At 58.2% G+C, this 17,304-nt stretch carries 14 protein-coding genes and 2 pseudogenes; 11 read left to right on the top strand and 5 right to left on the bottom strand.

Translation table 11 applies throughout. The annotated features are described in order from the left end of the window. Nucleotides 1-155 precede the first annotated feature (155 nt). From ACZ9EJ_RS25125 to ACZ9EJ_RS25115, 3 genes are all read right to left on the bottom strand, one after another. Nucleotides 156-1,100, bottom strand: coding sequence for a sensor domain-containing protein (locus tag ACZ9EJ_RS25125; RefSeq protein WP_080955796.1), 945 nt, complete (start codon nt 1,098-1,100; stop codon nt 156-158). Nucleotides 1,101-2,360: 1,260 nt separating this feature from the next. Next, a complete protein-coding gene (locus tag ACZ9EJ_RS25120; protein WP_255742371.1) occupies nt 2,361-2,660 on the bottom strand; it encodes a FitA-like ribbon-helix-helix domain-containing protein in 300 nt (99 codons plus the stop codon). A 279-nt stretch (nt 2,661-2,939) separates the two neighbouring features. After that, the gene (locus ACZ9EJ_RS25115; protein WP_046641299.1) at nt 2,940-3,977 is read right to left on the bottom strand and encodes a LacI family DNA-binding transcriptional regulator; all 1,038 of its coding nucleotides are present in this window, start codon (nt 3,975-3,977) and stop codon (nt 2,940-2,942) included. Between the two features lie 160 nt (nt 3,978-4,137). Here ACZ9EJ_RS25115 and ACZ9EJ_RS25110 point away from each other — a divergent pair, with 160 nt between their 5' ends. The 7 genes and pseudogenes from ACZ9EJ_RS25110 to ACZ9EJ_RS25080 all read left to right on the top strand — a co-directional run. Continuing rightward, a complete protein-coding gene (locus ACZ9EJ_RS25110; RefSeq protein WP_046641298.1) occupies nt 4,138-5,688 on the top strand; it encodes a sugar ABC transporter ATP-binding protein in 1,551 nt (516 codons plus the stop codon). Beyond that, nucleotides 5,688-6,695, top strand: coding sequence for an ABC transporter permease (locus ACZ9EJ_RS25105; RefSeq protein WP_046630099.1), 1,008 nt, complete (start codon nt 5,688-5,690; stop codon nt 6,693-6,695). Before ACZ9EJ_RS25110 ends, ACZ9EJ_RS25105 begins: the two co-directional genes overlap by 1 nt. Nucleotides 6,696-6,788: 93 nt before the next feature. Beyond that, nucleotides 6,789-7,712: a sugar ABC transporter substrate-binding protein gene (locus ACZ9EJ_RS25100; protein ID WP_046641297.1), complete on the top strand. Its 924-nt coding sequence runs from the start codon at nt 6,789-6,791 to the stop codon at nt 7,710-7,712. An 88-nt stretch (nt 7,713-7,800) separates the two neighbouring features. After that, entirely contained in the window at nt 7,801-8,805 is a 1,005-nt protein-coding gene (locus ACZ9EJ_RS25095) for a Gfo/Idh/MocA family oxidoreductase (RefSeq protein ID WP_046641295.1), read from the top strand. Then, the gene (locus ACZ9EJ_RS25090; RefSeq protein ID WP_046641294.1) at nt 8,802-9,761 is read left to right on the top strand and encodes a sugar phosphate isomerase/epimerase family protein; all 960 of its coding nucleotides are present in this window, start codon (nt 8,802-8,804) and stop codon (nt 9,759-9,761) included. The genes ACZ9EJ_RS25095 and ACZ9EJ_RS25090 overlap by 4 nt, the downstream gene beginning before the upstream one ends. A gap of 24 nt (nt 9,762-9,785) precedes the next feature. Next, nucleotides 9,786-10,037: pseudogene (locus tag ACZ9EJ_RS25085) on the top strand (LLM class flavin-dependent oxidoreductase); the annotation flags it as partial. A 7-nt stretch (nt 10,038-10,044) separates the two neighbouring features. Next, nucleotides 10,045-10,260, top strand: a pseudogene (locus ACZ9EJ_RS25080) (IS6 family transposase); the annotation flags it as partial. Nucleotides 10,261-10,516: 256 nt separating this feature from the next. Here ACZ9EJ_RS25080 and ACZ9EJ_RS25075 read toward each other — a convergent pair. Continuing rightward, entirely contained in the window at nt 10,517-10,900 is a 384-nt protein-coding gene (locus tag ACZ9EJ_RS25075; RefSeq protein WP_046641291.1) for a winged helix-turn-helix transcriptional regulator, read from the bottom strand. A gap of 81 nt (nt 10,901-10,981) precedes the next feature. Between ACZ9EJ_RS25075 and ACZ9EJ_RS25070 the strand changes: the two genes are divergently transcribed. Beyond that, nucleotides 10,982-11,713 (top strand): SDR family NAD(P)-dependent oxidoreductase, encoded by a 732-nt coding sequence (locus ACZ9EJ_RS25070; RefSeq protein WP_046641290.1) that lies wholly within the window; start codon nt 10,982-10,984, stop codon nt 11,711-11,713. An 833-nt stretch (nt 11,714-12,546) separates the two neighbouring features. Here ACZ9EJ_RS25070 and ACZ9EJ_RS25065 read toward each other — a convergent pair. After that, nucleotides 12,547-13,584, bottom strand: coding sequence for a dipeptidase (locus tag ACZ9EJ_RS25065; protein ID WP_046641289.1), 1,038 nt, complete (start codon nt 13,582-13,584; stop codon nt 12,547-12,549). Nucleotides 13,585-13,793: 209 nt separating this feature from the next. On the opposite strand from ACZ9EJ_RS25065, the gene ACZ9EJ_RS25060 reads away from it, so the two are divergent. The 3 genes from ACZ9EJ_RS25060 to nikC are packed head-to-tail and all read left to right on the top strand — an operon-like array spanning nt 13,794 to nt 17,301. Then, the gene (locus ACZ9EJ_RS25060; protein WP_046641288.1) at nt 13,794-15,392 is read left to right on the top strand and encodes an ABC transporter substrate-binding protein; all 1,599 of its coding nucleotides are present in this window, start codon (nt 13,794-13,796) and stop codon (nt 15,390-15,392) included. Further along, on the top strand, nt 15,389-16,402 hold the full coding sequence (locus tag ACZ9EJ_RS25055; protein WP_046641287.1) for an ABC transporter permease: 1,014 nt from the start codon (nt 15,389-15,391) through the stop codon (nt 16,400-16,402). Before ACZ9EJ_RS25060 ends, ACZ9EJ_RS25055 begins: the two co-directional genes overlap by 4 nt. After that, nucleotides 16,399-17,301, top strand: a complete 903-nt coding sequence (nikC, locus tag ACZ9EJ_RS25050; RefSeq protein ID WP_255736876.1) for a nickel transporter permease — start codon at nt 16,399-16,401, stop codon at nt 17,299-17,301. Before ACZ9EJ_RS25055 ends, nikC begins: the two co-directional genes overlap by 4 nt. Nucleotides 17,302-17,304 lie beyond the last annotated feature (3 nt).

Raw genomic sequence — 17,304 nt, 5'->3', positions numbered from 1 at the left:
TCGTTGAGCGGGGCCGTCGTTCTTCTGGAGAAGGGCATGCCGTTCGACCGGATCAATGTTGACGGGGCTGTCGCGTTGTTGGCTTAACGGTGCGCCGAAAGGCAGGCCTGATGAATGCCCTTAGTAGCTCACAAAACGGATGACGAATAGACGCGTCAGGCTGCAGGAAAGGCGAACCATTCCCATCCTCCCTGCCCCGATCTCTTCCGACGGTAAAGGGCTTGATCCGCGTGGCGCATCAGCGTCTGCAAATTTTGCCCGTCCTGCGGATACAGGCTGATTCCGATGCTGGCGCCGATTTTGACGATGGACCCTTCACAGTGGAAAGGAGTTGACAAAGCCTCGCTTACACTTCGGCAGATCGCGTCTGCCTCGGTGGTGTCTTTGAGGTACGGCAAGAGCACGACAAATTCGTCACCGCCGACGCGTCCTACAAGATCCGTAGGTCGCACCGATAGTCGAAGTCTATCCGCTACCATCTTCAACACCGCGTCACCGGCCTCATGCCCAAGTTGGTCGTTGATTGGCTTAAAACCATCGAGGTCAACAAGCAGAACCGCCATCCTCGACGGCTGCGCTTTGCTTCTTGAACTGACTTCACTTTGCCAACCGTCCTGCAGGGCGCGACGATTGGCAAGTCCGGTCAAGGGATCTTCGAGCGCAACCCGACGCATGACATCTTCTGCCAGCTTGCGTTCAGAAATGTCCTCGAAGGTGGCGACTCCGATCCCGATGTCCCAAAGAAGCATGCCTCGATGCTGGGTTGTCTTGAATGTGCCATCCGCACACCGAACTCGCAGCTCCAGCGGCTCGATCTCACTGACACCGGTGTGTTCACCTTGCCATAGTGCAGCCCACCGCTCACGTGCCGTCCTCTGCTCGAGTGGCGTTTCGTAGACCTCAGTGATCCAGTGGTCTACAGTCGGAAAACGCCTTTCGTCATAGCCAAACATACGCTGGAAAGTGCGATTGACGTATCGAATATGCCCGCCGGGAAGTGTAGCCCAGGATAGAGCAACCGGTAAGGCGTCGAGAATACTATATAGATCTCGGTACGAGGGATTATTGCCCTCCGCCGCCCGACCAAACAGCTCTTTCATCAACCCTCCGAAGTACCTCTGGCTGCTGACGCCCGCTGGCTGACAGATCTTCTTTACCAACGCAAATCACTACTTTAAGCGGGAGACGTTAAAGTTCTGCGTTGCCGCGTCTATGAATATCCATCATTGAATGATTTGAGAGGTTACGGATTCAGGTGTATCTGTGTCATGGCTGCCGACGTTGCGGTAACTTCAGGACCGCGCGATATGGACAGCTTCATATCATCCAGGCATCCTCGCTTTTCCAGGAGACGGACGCAGTGCGACCGCGACCTACTCCCGGCTCCTCACTCGACTCTTGTTCAGGTTGTGGCATTATTCCCTCTACGTGGGGGAATGAATGGGTAAGAAGGGTGTTGCTGGCTGGATAATCGCGGGAACCTTTGCGTTCAGCTGGCTGAGCTCCGGTGATCCAAAGTCTAGAGCGCCGACAGAGACGCTCAAGCCGCAGTCGACTTCGCCATGGGCGCCGACAGCTCCGAAAAATTCAGCCCCGAGTGCTCCCGCCCCGGCCTCGTCTAGGCCTGCCCCTCCTTCGTTGCCGCCTGCGAAGGTGGAGGAGGAGCCAACGGAACTTCGTCTTTTCACCACCACACAAGTCCGCCTGAGAGCAAGTCCGTCGACCGCCGCGCCTATTATTTGGACGGCGCCCGCCGGCTCTGACGTGATCTCGATCCGGAGAGAGCAAGAATGGCATTACACTACGGTATCGGGCTATTCGGGTTGGATACGCGGAGACCTCCTCAGTGCCACAAAACCGGCCCCCGCGGCAGCATTCAAACTAGAGCGATCTCAACCGCCAGCCGCATCTCCAGCAAAACCACGCTCCGACCGGAGCGGAGAGGCGATCCGCGATCCCGTTATCGGTTCGTGCGACTGTCCTTACGATGTGATGAGGAATGGTCGCATGTGTGGCGGGCGATCAGCGTACAGTCGACCAGGCGGCCGAAGACCGCAATGTTATTTCTAGAATCAGGCGTCAGGCTCGAACGACACGCCCGGATTAATCAATACCGCGACTGGCGGTTAGCCACCTGGTGAAGCAATCCTCTGCCTTTCGTCCCGGTCGAGCCGCTCCCGAAGATCGAGAATGATGTCGCGCTGGCCGTAGACGCTCCCCTGTGCGTCTTCACCTCGTCGATCTGGCGCTGCTGGTCCTGGAACCGCTGATCGTAGTTCGCCCATACGCGGTCTAGCGCCTCGCGCGGGACCTAGGCGTCGCGGACTTCCTTCAATGCGGCTTCCGCGCGAGCCCTGTCCTCAGAGCCGCGGTTCGTCCGCCATTCCATCTCCTTTTGCGTCACCATCTTTTCGGTGATGAGCTTCGGCAGGTGTCTCGTCGCGACTTTTCTGCAGGGCTTCAACGTCCCTGTCGGAAAGCTCGGCGTCGCGACCAATGGCGGTCAGCAAGGAACCGAGCTTGACACGTCCAGGAGGACGAACTGCGGCTTCGATAATGTCCCGAATCTCGGCCTCGGTGCTCCGGCCGTGATGAGCCGCTCGCACCCGCAGAGCGCGATGTGTTTCATCAGAAAGGTTTCGAATGGTGACTGCCGGCATTGATATCATATCCATATGCATGATGGCTTTGATATCAAGATATGCGCAATGACCGCAGACTCCAAGGAGGTTCGTTAAAGAGGACGAACCTGTTTAGGTATCCCGCCTTGAACGATCAGAACCGAGGTTGTGCGGGCTTTTCGGACCATTTCAACCCGTTACACGTTTTATGAGGCGCTGTCCCGTTCATGGAACCAAGTCTCGATAGTCCGCGCAACTTGTCTGTTAACACAGCATTTACGGACAGCCGCAGTCCATTGCTCATCGAAACGTCATTTCTCAAATGTTTGCAGCCGTGTAGATGTCAAAGGGCAGCACATTTTGCGTCATCCCAATCGGCTCGCCTTTGTTCATAGCGGCATCTCCCATTGCGCGCACCAATGTCTTTGTTAGCTGACGTGCAGGATGGGAAAGAACAACCTTCAGCAGCCCCTCCGCTAAACCCGCACGCGTCTCATTCGTCAGTTCATGAGCCACTACGACCAACCTTTGAGCTGCGGGACTACGATCCTCCCGAAGGGCTTGCATTACTCCTGTCACTCCGCCCCCTGCGACGTAAAGGCCCACCCAGCGCTCTTGCGACGCTAGAAGTTGCTTTGTCAGCTCGTAGGCCGTCTCTGGCTCCTCCAGAGTCGCCAACGTCTCGAGCATCCGGAATTTCGGTGCCGCCTCCCGGAAATACGATCGAAAGCCCATTTCGCAAAGTTCTTGGGCCAAATAGCGATGGCTCCCTACGAATACCGCTACTTCGCCGGGCCTTGCGTTGAGATGAGCAATGAACCAAGCTGCCGTTCTCCCCTTCTTTGCGCAATCATTACCGACAAAGCCTGCTCTTTCGGGAGCCGACACATCCGAAATCATCGTCACGACAGGGATGCCATCAGCAGCAAGGTCGGCGATGACGTGATTAACCTGAGGATGATCCGAGGTGATCATCCCGATGACGTCAGCCTCCCGGCTGAGGGCATGAATAGCCGCAGCCGCCTTATCAGGCCCAAGGTCATCCATAAAGCGCACGATCGCCCGCCCGTGGGCCTCGGGGTAGGCATCGACAGCCCTGGTGAGCAGTTCGCTCCACATCTGGTAGAGCTTTCGGTGCTGTTGCTTAAGCAGAAAACCGAATTTGATCACGGGTTTGTCCGCCTCGATTCGTCGTTTGATCGCCGTGAGGCCATGAAACCCGATGCGCTCGGCGGCCTCGAGAACGAGTTCGGCTGTCTTCGGCCGCACCGGATGGCGGCCATTGATGACCCTGTCGACCGTTGAAATTCCAACATTCGCTGCTTTTGCCAGATCGGCAATCGTCGGTCGTGACACAACATATTCTCCCAATTCATGAAAGCAATACTGAACGAATTTGAGAGAAAATTATAGAGGGAAATTGACATAAAATGAGGAAATAGACACAGAATGCAAACAGAAAAGACGCCTTGCGGCGCCGGGCTTGGGAGAGCCTGTGGTTAGGAGGAATATTCATATGACTTCGGTGGGAGGAGCCCCGGCGACATCATTCGCCGCGGCCAATAACGAATATGTCCTTGAAATGCGGGGGATTACCAAATCTTTTCCGGGCGTCCGCGCACTTGACGGTATGAACCTGCGCGTCCGGCCAGGCAGTGTTCACGTCCTGGTCGGCGAAAACGGTGCCGGCAAGTCCACCCTAATGAAGATCCTGAGCGGCATCTACGCGATCGATGAGGGTGAGATTTTCTTTCAGGCGGAAAGGCTTGACCATCAAAATGCCGCGGCGGCTTTGGAGCGCGGGATCTCAATGATCCATCAGGAACTCAGCCCGGTCCTCGACATGACCATCGCCGAGAACATCTTCCTCGGCCGTGAGCCGACGATCGGGCGAAAGGGCGTGTTAGCTTCGTTCGTTGACTTCACTCAGATGAACGCTGAAACACAAAAGCTCTTTGAGGCGTTAGGGCTAAAATACTCGGCCGACACAAAAATGCGCGATCTTTCGATCGCTGCCATGCAATTGGTTGAGATCGTCAAGGCGATCTCCCGCGCAGCCTCTCTCGTCATTATGGACGAGCCGACGTCGGCAATCAGCGACACTGAAGTCTCCATGCTTTTTCAGCAGATCGCCGACCTCAAGGCGAACGGCGTTGCGATCATCTACATAACCCACAAAATGGAAGAGATTTTCCAGATCGCGGATGACATTACCGTCATGCGAGACGGTCAGTTCATCGCCACAGGGCCGTCGAGCAGCTACACCGAAGCAAAGCTGATCTCCCAAATGGTTGGCCGCACCATTTCAAGTATTTTCCCGAAAGAGGATGTGCCCATCGGCGACGTCGTTCTGTCCATTGAGAATGTCAGCCGCACCGGAGTCTTCGAGGACGTCAATCTGACGGTGCGGGCGGGTGAGATTGTCGGATTGGCAGGATTGATCGGTGCGGGACGAACGGAAGTGGCCCGCGTGATTTTCGGACTCGACAAATGCGATGCCGGGACTATTCGACTCAATGGGACGCCGATCAAGATCGGGTCTCCGACTGACGCAATCCGCCATGGCATCGCCATGGTCTCGGAAGACCGGACGGCAGAGGGCCTCGTGCTGTGCCGATCGGTCGGTGAAAACATCTCGCTCGCCAATCTGAAGAAATTCGCGGCCGGGCTGTTCATCAGCAAGCGGCAAGAGGAAACAGCCGCCAAGCGAATGATAAAGTTGCTTCAGATCAAGACGCCGAGCACGGAGATGATTGCCGAAAACCTGAGTGGCGGCAATCAGCAGAAGATAGTGCTGGCGAAATGGCTGCTGGGCGATCTCAAGGTCTTGATCCTGGACGAGCCGACGCGCGGCATCGATGTCGGCTCCAAGTCTGAAATCCACAAATTGATGACTGAGTTTGCCCGCCAGGGCCTGGCGATCCTCATGATCTCGTCGGAACTTCCCGAGGTGCTCGGAATGAGTGACCGCGTGATGGTGATGAGCGAGGGCCGGGTTGCTGGCGAACTGACAAGAAGCGAGGCGACGCAGGAAAGCGTCATGCGCCTTGCGACGGGAGGACACTGATGAGCATCGAAACAGCAACCAAAAGCGAAAAGCAGGGCGCCAAGGCGTCGCTGTTGAGCAATGTGAACTTTGCGCAGATTTACCGCAAATACGGAACGGTTCTGATCTTCATTGGCATCTGTATTCTGGCGTCGCTTCTGAGCCCGACATTCCTGACCGAAGCCAACTTGACCAACGTGCTGCGGCAGGTCGTGGTCGTCAGTCTTCTTGCCTGCGGCGTTACTTTCATCATCATCCTTGGCCATATCGACGTCTCGCTCGGGTCGGTGCTGGCACTTTGCGGTGTGATCGCCACAAGCGTCATGGTCATGACTGGCAGCGTGGTTCTTGCCGTCTGTGCCGGGACCGCGGTCGGCGTCCTTACCGGGCTGATCAATGGCTTTGTCATCACGTTCTTCCGGATTCCGTCTTTCATCATGACGCTTGCGATGACGACGGTCGCTCGTGGCGCCGTGCTGCTTTACACTGGGGGCTCGCCCATCACCGGGCTTGGCGACTTCAAGATCATCGGTCAGGGTTCGCTCGGTCCGGTTCCTATTTCCGTGCTCATCCTGGTGGCTTTTGTCATCTTGTCGTGGGTTCTTCTGAACAAGACGAAGTTCGGGCGCTACGTTTACGCGGTCGGCGGTAACGAGCGGGCGTCGAGGGCCTCCGGCATCAACCCCGATAGCATCGTCGTCAAGGCGTTTATTCTCAACGGGATCCTCTGCGGGGTCGCAGGGATCGTACTGATGTCGCGCATCAATTCCGGTCAGCCGGCGGGAGGCGTCGGCTACGAATTCGACGCGATCACGGCAGTCGTCGTCGGCGGTACAAGCTTGATGGGCGGAACCGGCACGATCACCGGGACAATCATCGGTGCAATGATCATCGGCGTCATCAACAATATCCTCAATCTCCTCAATGTCAGCTCCTACTGGCAGCAGATCATCAAGGGACTGATCATTGCGATCGCGGTCATCCTCGATGTCTGGACAAAATCGGCCCGCAACAAAAAGAAGGCCTGACACCGTTCGGGCCGCACCACAAGGGCGGCCGGGACCAACTATATGCGCGCCTAGCGGCGCTGAACGTAACCTAGTCTCAATTGGGAGGATCCTATGAAACTATTTGCCAAACTTACTCTCGCCTGCGCTGTCTCCGTCTCCGCACTATCGACAGGTGCCGCCTTTGCCGCCGACAAATTCATCGTCGGCTATGCGAATATGGCCGACACCGACGTCTTCGTCATGGCGCGCAAGAATGCCTTCATCGAAGCCGCCAAATCCGATCCGGCTGTCGAAGTCAACTTCTCCGACGCCAACAATGACGCTAGCAAACAGCTTGACCAGATCGACAACTTCATCGCCCAGAAGGTCAATGCGATAGTTGTCGTCCCCGTCGATTACCAGGGCATCGTCCCAGGCGTCGAAAAGGCCAACGCGGCAGGAATTCCGGTCATTGCTCTCGGTATTCAGTCAGCCGGTGGCAAGTACACCTTTGTCGGTTCCAAGAACATCGACGCCGGCCGTCTTCAGGGCGAATTTATGAAGGCGAACCTGCCAAAGGACGCCAAGATCCTCTATCTCGAAGGCACGCCGGGCCTGTCGCATACGCAGGAGCGCAAGAAAGGTTTCGGAGACGCCCTCGGCCGTACCGACGTCAAGACGCTCGCCAGCCTCTCGGCAAATTACGATCGCGCCGAAGGCATGAAGGTGACTGAAGACTGGATCCAGAGCTTCCCGAAGTTCGACGGGATTATCGCCGCCAATGATCAGATGGCGCTGGGCGCTCTCGAAGCTCTCAAGGGTGCAAACCGCGTCAAGGGCGTGCTCATCTCCGGCGTCGACGGTGTTCCGGATGCATTGACGGCCATCAAAGCCGGTGAAATGTCCCAGACGATATTCCAAGACGCAGCCGGTCAGGCAAAGGCCGCCTTCGAGGTCGTTGAGGGTATCAAGAAGGGCGAACAGCCGCCGGCCGAGAAGCTGGTTCCCTTCGCCTCCATCACCAAGGAAAACGTCAACCAGTTCATCAAGAAGTAGTACCTCCCGGGCGTGTCGGGAATCCGTTTCCGGCACGCCGAACCTTTCACCTGTCCATCAGCCATTTGTCCGAAACACAGGAAAGACCATGACAATAAGAATTGCAGTTATCGGCGCAGGCCTGATGGGCGCGGATCACGCGAAGATCGTTGCAGAAGAAATGCAGGGCGCCACCCTTCAACTCGTCTGCGATATGGACGAAAGCCGTGCGCGCAAGGTGGCCGATTTGTATGGTGCCGCTGATGTCGGAAACGATCCGGAAGCGGCTATCAGCCGTGCCGACATTGATGCGGTTATCGTGGCAAGCCCCGATTTCACCCATGCCCCCCTTTCACTCGCCTGTATCGCAGCTGGAAAGAAGGTCCTTTGCGAAAAGCCTCTGTCACAGTCATCCGACGAATGCCTGAAGGTGATGAACGCCGAAATGGCAGCCGCAGCCCGGTTCGTGCAGCTCGGCTTCATGCGACGGTACGACCAATCCTATACGGAAATGCGGCAGGCGTTAAAAAGCGGCGCGATTGGGCGTCCCCTGATGATGCACAATTTTCATCGCAATGTGGAAACGCCAGCATCTGACTTCACGGGCGAGATGGCAATTACCAATTCGGCGCCGCACGAATTCGACGTGGTCCGTTATGTGCTGGGCACAGACTATGTGTCGATCTCGGCGTTTCAGCCGAAGCGTTCGGATGCGCTGGTCGCTCCTGTCGTCATGGTTCTAGAGACCGCAGATGGACAGCTGGTGAATATCGAAATCAATAACAACGCGGCCTACGGCTACGACGTGCGCGCGGAGCTCGTTGGTGAAACAGCCTCGATCGCGATGAACCCGATTGCATTTACGCGGATCGACCAGCGTCTCGGTCAACACACCGGTTATGATACCGATTGGCGCGGCCGATACTATGAGGCCTATCGTCGCCAGAACCGTGCCTTCCTCCGCTTCGTCGAGACCCGGAAATTTCCGGAGATCGCATCGAGTTGCTGGGACGGCTACTGCGCGGCCATCGTCGCGGAAGCTGGCGCCAAAGCTTTGAACGAGGGGCGCAAAGTCGCAGTCGAAATGATCAATAAGCCGGAGTTCTATGCATGAAACTGGGTTTCGTATCCGACAGCCTTGGCGGCGTGCCATTCGATCAACTGCTCGATCACGCCACGCGCATGGGCCTATCCGGGGTGGAGGTCAACACTTGCGGATGGTCGACCGCGCCGCACTTCAATCTGAAAGCAATGCTGGGTAACCGGGATGCGCAGAAATGCTTTCTTCAGGGATTTGCCGACCGCGACCTTGAGGTGATCAGCCTGAACGCAAACGGCAACCCGTTGCATCCGACAGACCCTACGCAAGGTGAAGGGCTGAAGGATACGATCCGGGTCGCTGGCGAAATGGGAATTAAAACCGTCTGCACCATGTCAGGCCTGCCTGCCGGCAGCCCCAACGACACGATGCCGAACTGGGTCGTCTCGTCTTGGCCGCCAGAGACACAGGTTATCCTTCGATATCAGTGGGAAGAGAAGTTGCTTCCATTTTGGGAGGAGATCGTCGCGCTTGCGAAGGAGAATGGCGTCGAGCGGATTGCTCTGGAGCTTCATGGTAATCAGTGTGTGTACAATGTGCCGTCGCTCTTGAAGCTGCGTCAGGCCGTCGGCCCGACCGTCGGCGCGAACCTCGATCCCTCTCACCTCTTCTGGATGGGCGCAGACCCGTTGATTGTCGCCGAAGCTCTCGGCGATGCGATCTATCATGTCCATGCCAAGGACACTTTCCTCAACACTCCGAAGCAGGCTGTTACGAGCCTCCTCGAAAACGGTAGCCTGATGGATGTCCCTGCTCGCAGCTGGTCCTATATCACGCTGGGCTTTGGCCACGGGGAAGAGTGGTGGCGTCAGTTCTGCTATCGCCTGAAGATGGCCGGATATGACGGCTGGCTTTCGATCGAGCATGAGGATGTGCTCTTGAATTCCATGGAAGGCCTGGAGAAATCGGTTGCCCTCCTGCAAGGCGTAATGCCCAGCGCTACGGCTGACTTCAGACCTCAGGCGATCTAGGCACCCGGGCGCGATAGCCCGGCTTCTGCCGAACGGGTCGCGGCGACCGAGGCCGATGTGCAGATGTTCTGGGGCGAACCACTTGATGGCGTGCGACAGCGGATCGATCGGCTGAAGACGCTCAGCAACACACTTGATCGCGATCTGCCGCCACCGGAATTCGGCCGGAGGATCACCGCTCTTGTTCGCGACACGACGCAGCAAGCCTGGGCGGATGCGGAAGCGAAAGTTGCCAAAATGGCCAAAGGAGCGGCGGGAAGCTTGCAGGATCATCGCCATCAATCCGATCCGAACCCTCGCAGCAGGCGCCGGGCATCGGGCGCACAAAGGGCTCAATGATGCGGTCGAAGTCTCACAGGCCGACACGAAAGCGGGAGAAGATATTCGGCCGGTTCAAGTCACCACGGCAAGCACAGAGGTTTCTCACCGCCCACGACCAGATCAATCTGATCTTCCAACCCCGCCGCCACAAATCAACGCCTCGTCTTGCCGCCACGCCAACCGGGCCGAAGAGGATGTCGCTGGTCAGGGGCACAGAGATCATGTCGAGCGGAATGCTATCGCGCAGCCTTATGCCGGCGTCGAAACCCTCAGCCACAATATCGATCAGGACCCCTGCGAAACGATGTCTACCCAAAGGTCGGGATGCCGGGCTCGTAGCCTCGGGATGACGCGCGTGAGGAGCAGTTGCGGCCCTCGTGGGGGCATTGGTGCGGGGCGTTCCCTTCACCTCATCACGATAATCTCCGAGGTCATCAATAGCCGTTGTCATAGCGCAGCGTAGCTGCCTCGACCATGTCGCCATTGGCCGCCGCCCACGAGCACAATGCCTCAAACGGCTCCCGCAGGGAATGGCCCAGAGGAGTGATTGCATATTCTACGCCGATCGGCTGCGTTGGGAGCACGGTTCTCGTCACAAGGCCGTTTCGCTCAAGCCTCTTCAGGGCATCGGCCAGAGCCTTGTGGGTGATCCCATCGAGACGCCGCTTGAGTTCGTTGAAGCGCGCAGGCTTCGGGCAGATCACCGTCAGTATCAGGATAGTCCATTTGTCAGCGATCTTGTCGAGCACCGGGCGAACCTGCGCCATGTCGCAAAGTGCGCGATGAGAAAGGACTTCCAGGTCGGTATACTCGTCCATATCTAGGCTATTCCAGGTGCGTAATTGATATCAGATACCCACCGTATATCATCTCGAGACCATTCAGTGAAAGGATTTACGATGGCTCGAATGAATAACAAAGTGGCTTTGGTCGTTGGCGGCGCGAAGGGTATCGGCCTGGCAATTGCAGAGCGACTTTCTGCCGAAGGCGCACATGTCTTCATCACCAGTCGTAGAGGTGAAGATGCTGAAAAGGCGGCCAACGGCATTGGAAATGGCGCCGTCGGCCTGACCGCTGACGCAAGCTCTCCGGAAGACATGGTAGGTGCCGTCGAAACTGTGCGCACGGCATACGGTCGGATCGACGCGCTTGTTTTAAATGCAGGTCTTTCCGAGCCTTCGCAGATCGCCGAGATTACGCCGGAGCACTTCGACCGCCACTTCGACGTCAACGTCCGAGGAATGGTGTTCGGCCTCCAGGCAGCTCTACCCGCAATGATAGAAGGCGGCTCGGTCGTCCTCGTCGGGTCCATAGCCGGCAACGCGGGCTACTCGGGTTATGGGACCTACTGCGCAACCAAAGCGGCCGTTCGATCTTACGCTAGGACCTGGACGGCAGAACTCGCACCCAAAGGTATTCGGGTCAATGTCGTTGCCCCCGGCCCCACGGATACGGACATGATGGCTGCTGTGGCGGAGGACACGCGCGCGGCAATTGTCGCTCCGATCCCGATGGGTCGCATGGCCCGGCCTTCAGAAGTGGCTGCGGCCGCTTTGTTCTTATTGAGCGATGACGCAAGCTACATTGCCGGTGTCGAACTGTGTGTGGACGGCGGCCTGCGGCAGGTCTAAGGATCTGTGGAAAAGTTGTACCCGATCTCGAATAGGTCGGGTACAGCGAACGCGCTCGATGACAGGCTCCAGGTCGTGCCCCGTAGTGCTCCAAACATCAGATGCACCGGGCGCCTGTTGTTCAGATGGGTTTCCGATTACCAACCCTGGAGGTCTGATGATGACTCACTCGATGACCACCAGTTCATCCACGCGATCGCTCGACCTGTCGTCACTTTATGGAGCTGACTGCCTCAAGAATGACATCAGCTGTCTCCTGTGGGTGGGACATTTAGGCCATGTGACGTGATTTCACGTCGGTCACCCTCGTGGCTGTGCGCCCATATATCCGCCGTAGGAAGTCGGGTGAGAGGACCTTATCTTCGGTCGTCACGATGCCGAACGATGGCTTGTTGTCGTTTTGCAGTTAATCGGGGTCTTCCTCACTTTGTGTGATGGTGGAATTTGCTGTGGGTGAATGCTGGGCGCCGTACCGGCCAAAGAGAATTCCGGTGAAATAGCGGCCACTCAGAGATCAGATCAGTTGATTGAAGACGATCAAATGGGCGCTCAGAACTGGCCCGGACGAACGCATGCTATCGCTCAATTGACGGGGTCACCACAAAGTGAGGAGGACCCCGATTAAGTGCGAAATGACAACCCAGTTCGTCACCTTGTACTTCATCTTTCCAATGTGGTGACGAGCGGCATTAGGTTTGTGTGGCATGGGTGATCAATCAAGCTGCCTCGATCGCAGCCAAATAGGCGGAAACTGTGGAAATCTTATCCGTGCACCAGCGCCGCTGGATATGCTTGGAAGGATATGGTGGGACTTGGGACCTTACGGGCTACGGTCAGGCTGCCCAGCTGCGTTCCAGTACGGAGACCCAGTTCTCATAGGCGATCTTCTTCATTTCCGCATCGTTGAAACCGTTGCGGCGAAGTGCTTCGGCGAGGCGCGGCAGACCAGCGGCATCCTTCATCTCGGTCGGAATGGTCGTACCGTCGAAATCCGAGCCGAGCGCCACATGGTCGATCCCGATGCGCTCGGCAATATAGGCGACGTGGCGGACAAGCAGGTCGAGGCTGGTATTCGGGTCCCGGACGCCATCGTCGCGCAGGAACAACACACCGAAATTGATGCCGACCAGGCCGCGCGTGTCGCGAATCGCGTCGAGCTGGCGGTCAGTCAGGTTGCGGCTGTGCGGGCAAAGCGCATGCACGTTCGAATGGGACGCCACCAACGGTGCCTTGGAGATCTTCGCGATCTCCCAGAAACCGGCTTCGTTCATGTGCGACAGGTCAACCATGATCTTCAGCTCGTTGCAGGCGCGGACCAGGTCCCTGCCCGCGTCGCTCAGACCCGGACCGATATCCGGCGATGACGGGTAGCGGAAGGGAACACCGTAAGCAAAAATGTTCGGCCGGCTCCAGACCGGACCCAGCGTGCGAAGCCCGGCCTGATTAAGGACGTGAAGCGCATCGAGATCTGCGGCGATAGCTTCGGCGCCCTCGATGTGGAAAACGGCTGCAAAACTTCCGTTTTCGATCGACTGGCGGATGTCCGAGGCCGTTCGGCACACCGTCACCCCACCCTCTGAGCGTGCCTCGATATCGAACAGCATCCGCGCCATGGCGAGCGTTTCGTTGAGCGCTTCCGGCTGCGCCGGCGTCGGGAAATCGCCATTGGCATCCTTGGTCATGCTCGGCGACGGCACGTAGATGGCGCAGAGGCCACCCGCCAGGCCACCGGCCCTTGCGCGCGGCAGGTCGATATGCCCGACCTCCTCGCCTTCGAGAAAACGCCTGACCGGGTCCTCTCCGCCAGCGCGCCTGAGGCGCAGCAGCACGTCGTTATGGCCATCGAAGATCGGGAGCGAATTGTTCAGCATTTTCTGAAATGTCCTGCCGGAGCCTGGGAATTGCGTTTACCGTTAAGTACCGGGCGCGGCGGCCGCAAATGCAAACCGCGCATAACCCATTCGAAAAACGGAATTGGTCGCCTGAAATCGCGCCTGATAAGAGACCTGCATCTTTTTGCGGCAAAATCTTGCCGGCTTCCGGCATTCCGGAGGACCGGTCGTTCAAGGGGAATATAACAATGGTATCCAGACGCAATTTTCTGCTCGGCGGCGCAGCCCTGCCCTTCCTGTCCTATATCGAACTGGCAGACACCGCCTTCGCTGCCACGCCAAAGGATATCCTCGTCGTTGCCCAGCAGCTCGACAACATGACCAGCCTTGACCCGCATGAGGGTTTTGAGGCTGTCGGCGGCGAGGTGATGAGCAACATGTACCAGAAGCTGGTGCGTGCCAACAGCGACAATCCCGACCAGGTTCTACCCGTCGTCGCCGCGTCATGGGAAGCCGATGCCGACAATAAGGTGTTCACGTTCAAGCTCGCCGACGCCAAGTTCGCCTCCGGCGCTCCGGTGACCGGCGAAGACGTGGCGTTTTCGCTGCAGCGCGCCATCAAGATGAACAAGAGCCCCGCCTTTATCATCAATCAGTTCGGCTTCACCGCGGAAAACGTTGAGAGCCGCATCGTCGCCAAGGACGCAAAGACCGTCACGCTGACGACCGAACAGCCGACCGCGATTTCCTTCCTGCTGTTCTGCCTCTCGGCAAATATTGGCGCGATCGTCGAAAAGAAGGTCGTTCTCGCCAATGAGACGAATGGCGACCTCGGCAACGCCTGGCTGCAGAAGAACAGCGCAGGCTCCGGTTCCTTCAAGTTGCAGGCCTGGAAGGCTTCGGAGAGCATCACCCTGGCGCTCAACGAAAACGGTCCCTACAAGGGCAACCTGAAGCGCGTCATCATCCGCCACGTCGTCGATCCTTCGTCACAGATGCTGATGCTGCAGAAGGGCGACGTCGATATCGCCCGCGACCTGACCTCCGAACAGCTGAAGGCTCTGCAGTCGGACGACAGCATTGTTTTGGTACGCAAGCAGATCGCCTCGCTGGTGCTGATCTCGCTCAACCAGAACAATGCCAATCTTGCCAAGCCGCAGGTCTGGCAGGCCGTCAAGTGGGCCCTCGATTATGACGGTATGCAGAAGAACATCGTGCCCCTGACGCACGCCGTTCACCAGAGCATGGAGCCGGCCGGCTTCCCGGGCACGGTCACCGACACGCCATTCAAGCAGGATCTCGAAAAAGCCAAGGCGCTGATGGCCGAAGCCGGGCTGAAGGACGGTTTCGACATCACCCTCGACCACTATTCGGCGCAGCCCTATCCGGACCTCGCCCAGGCGATCCAGGCCAATCTCGGCGCGATCGGTATCCGCGTGAAGCTGCAGTCGGCCGAAAACCGTCAGGTCCTGACCAAGATGCGCGCCCGCGGCCATGAAATGGCGCTGTCGGCATGGGGCACGGACTACTTTGATCCGAATTCGAATGCCGAAGTGTTCTGCATCAACAAGGACAATTCGGACGACGCCAAGAAGAAGCCTTTCGCATGGCGCTCAAGCTTCAAGAGCGACGAGTTTACCGCCAAGGCGGAAGCCGCCCGCGACGAGAAGGATCCGGCCAAGCGTCTGGCTCTCTATGAAACGCTGCAGCGCGACTTCATGGCAAACAGCCCGTTCGCGGTGATGTTCCAGACCACCAAGACGGCGGCCTGCCGCAAGAACGTCAATGGTTTCCAGCTCGGCGTTCTCTCGGAAGGCAATTCCTACCTGGGGACCAACAAGGCGTGAACCGACGTTTCAAGAGTCTTGCAGCAACCCTGAGCAGCGTCCTCCTGACGCTGTTCGGTTTGACTGTGCTGACATTCCTCATCGGCCGGGTCATGCCGGTCGATCCGGTCATTGCCGCCGTTGGCGACAATGCACCGGAGGACGTCATTCTTCGCGCTCGCACCGAAATGGGCCTTGATCAGCCCATTCCGGTGCAGTTCCTGCATTATGTCTACCAGCTCGCCCACGGCGATTTCGGCATGTCGGTTCTGACCAAGAATCCGGTGGCGCAGGATATCGTGCGTTTCTTCCCGGCGACGTTCGAACTTGCCACGGCCGCCCTCTTGCTGGCTGCCCTGGTCGGCATTCCGCTCGGCGTCTGGGCCGCCGTCCGCCAGGGCTCGTTCACCGATCAGGCCATCCGCGTCGTCTGCCTTGCCGGCCATTCGGTGCCGGTCTTCATGCTGTCGCTGATCTCGCTCCTGGTCTTCTATTCGGCGCTCGACATCGCGCCCGGCCCCGGCCGCCAGGACATCATCTATGACGGGATGATCGACACGGTCACCGGCATCCTGACGATCGATACGCTGATCGCCGGCGATTTCGACGCCTTCCGGGATGCACTGGCGCATATGGCGCAGCCGGTCATCATCCTTGCCTATTTCTCGATGGCCTATATCGCCCGCATGACGCGCGCCTTCATGATCGATGCGCTGAAGGGCGAATTCGTCATCACCGCCCGCGCCAAGGGCCTTACGCTGGCCAAGGTCATCTGGGGCCATGCCTTCCCGACCGTTGCCGTCCAGCTCGTCACCGTCATCGCCCTGACCTATGCCGGCCTTCTCGAAGGTGCCGTCGTTACCGAAACCGTATTCTCGTGGCCGGGCATCGGCCAGTATCTGACCGTATCGCTGATGAATGCAGACATGAACCCGGTCATCGGTACGACGCTGCTGATCGGCCTGATCTATGTCGGCCTCAACCTGATTGCGGACATTCTCTACCGCGTCCTCGATCCACGGGTAAAATAATGATCGCCACCTTCCGAAACTGGGCGCTGGATGAAAGTCCGTCATCGCGCCGGCAGGCCGCCTGGGGCAACCGCTACCGTATCTGGCTGAACCTGCGCGGCAACGCGCTCGGCATGATCGGCCTGACCATCGTTCTCATATTCATCGGAATCTCGCTGTTCGCGCCGCTGCTGGCGACGCATGATCCCGCCGCCCAGGAACTCGGCAATCGCCTTGCCGCGCCGAGCGCCGCCCACTGGTTCGGCACGGACGAACTCGGCCGCGACATCTATTCGCGCCTGTTTTACGGCGGCCGCGTCACGCTTGGCATGGTCATCGCCGTCGTCGTGCTCGTCGCGCCAATCGGGCTCGCCATCGGCTGCATCGCCGGCTATTTCGGCGGCATCGTCGATACGATCCTGATGCGCATCACCGACATCTTCCTGGCCTTCCCGCGCCTTGTTCTGGCGCTCGCCTTCGTGGCAGCGCTGAAGCCCGGTGTCGAAAGCGCCGTCCTCGCCATCGCACTCACCGCCTGGCCGCCTTACGCGCGCATGGCCCGCGCCGAAACGCTGACGGTGCGCGGCAGCGACTTCATCGCCGCCTATCGCCTCACCGGTGGCTCTTCGTGGCGCATCATCTTCCGGCATATCATGCCGCTCTGCGTACCGACGCTGATCGTTCGTGTCACGCTCGACATGAGCTCGATCATCATCACCGCCGCCTCGCTCGGCTTCCTTGGCATGGGCGCCCAGCCTCCGTCGCCGGAATGGGGTGCGATGATCGCCACCGCGAAACGCTTCATCTTCGAACAATGGTGGGTTGCGGCCATTCCCGGCATTGCCATCTTCCTCGTTTCGCTCGCCTTCAACTTCCTGGGTGATGCCTTGCGCGATGTTCTGGATCCGAAGGGGAACTGACGG

It is taken from the genome of Neorhizobium sp. USDA 3394, assembly GCF_056280385.1.
The sequence above is the reverse complement of the archived record's forward strand: the minus strand, read 5'-3'. Positions and strand labels throughout refer to the sequence as shown.

Bases quoted from the DNA above. Each gene is read 5' to 3' on its own strand.
- ACZ9EJ_RS25125 (WP_080955796.1), bottom strand. From the start codon at position 1,100: ATGAAAGAGCTGTTTGGTCGGGCGGCGGAGGGCAATAATCCCTCGTAC.
- ACZ9EJ_RS25120 (WP_255742371.1), bottom strand. From the start codon at position 2,660: ATGCCGGCAGTCACCATTCGAAACCTTTCTGATGAAACACATCGCGCT.
- ACZ9EJ_RS25110 (WP_046641298.1), top strand. From the start codon at position 4,138: ATGACTTCGGTGGGAGGAGCCCCGGCGACATCATTCGCCGCGGCCAAT.
- ACZ9EJ_RS25105 (WP_046630099.1), top strand. From the start codon at position 5,688: ATGAGCATCGAAACAGCAACCAAAAGCGAAAAGCAGGGCGCCAAGGCG.
- ACZ9EJ_RS25100 (WP_046641297.1), top strand. From the start codon at position 6,789: ATGAAACTATTTGCCAAACTTACTCTCGCCTGCGCTGTCTCCGTCTCC.
- ACZ9EJ_RS25095 (WP_046641295.1), top strand. From the start codon at position 7,801: ATGACAATAAGAATTGCAGTTATCGGCGCAGGCCTGATGGGCGCGGAT.
- ACZ9EJ_RS25090 (WP_046641294.1), top strand. From the start codon at position 8,802: ATGAAACTGGGTTTCGTATCCGACAGCCTTGGCGGCGTGCCATTCGAT.
- ACZ9EJ_RS25075 (WP_046641291.1), bottom strand. From the start codon at position 10,900: ATGGACGAGTATACCGACCTGGAAGTCCTTTCTCATCGCGCACTTTGC.
- ACZ9EJ_RS25070 (WP_046641290.1), top strand. From the start codon at position 10,982: ATGGCTCGAATGAATAACAAAGTGGCTTTGGTCGTTGGCGGCGCGAAG.
- ACZ9EJ_RS25065 (WP_046641289.1), bottom strand. From the start codon at position 13,584: ATGCTGAACAATTCGCTCCCGATCTTCGATGGCCATAACGACGTGCTG.
- ACZ9EJ_RS25060 (WP_046641288.1), top strand. From the start codon at position 13,794: ATGGTATCCAGACGCAATTTTCTGCTCGGCGGCGCAGCCCTGCCCTTC.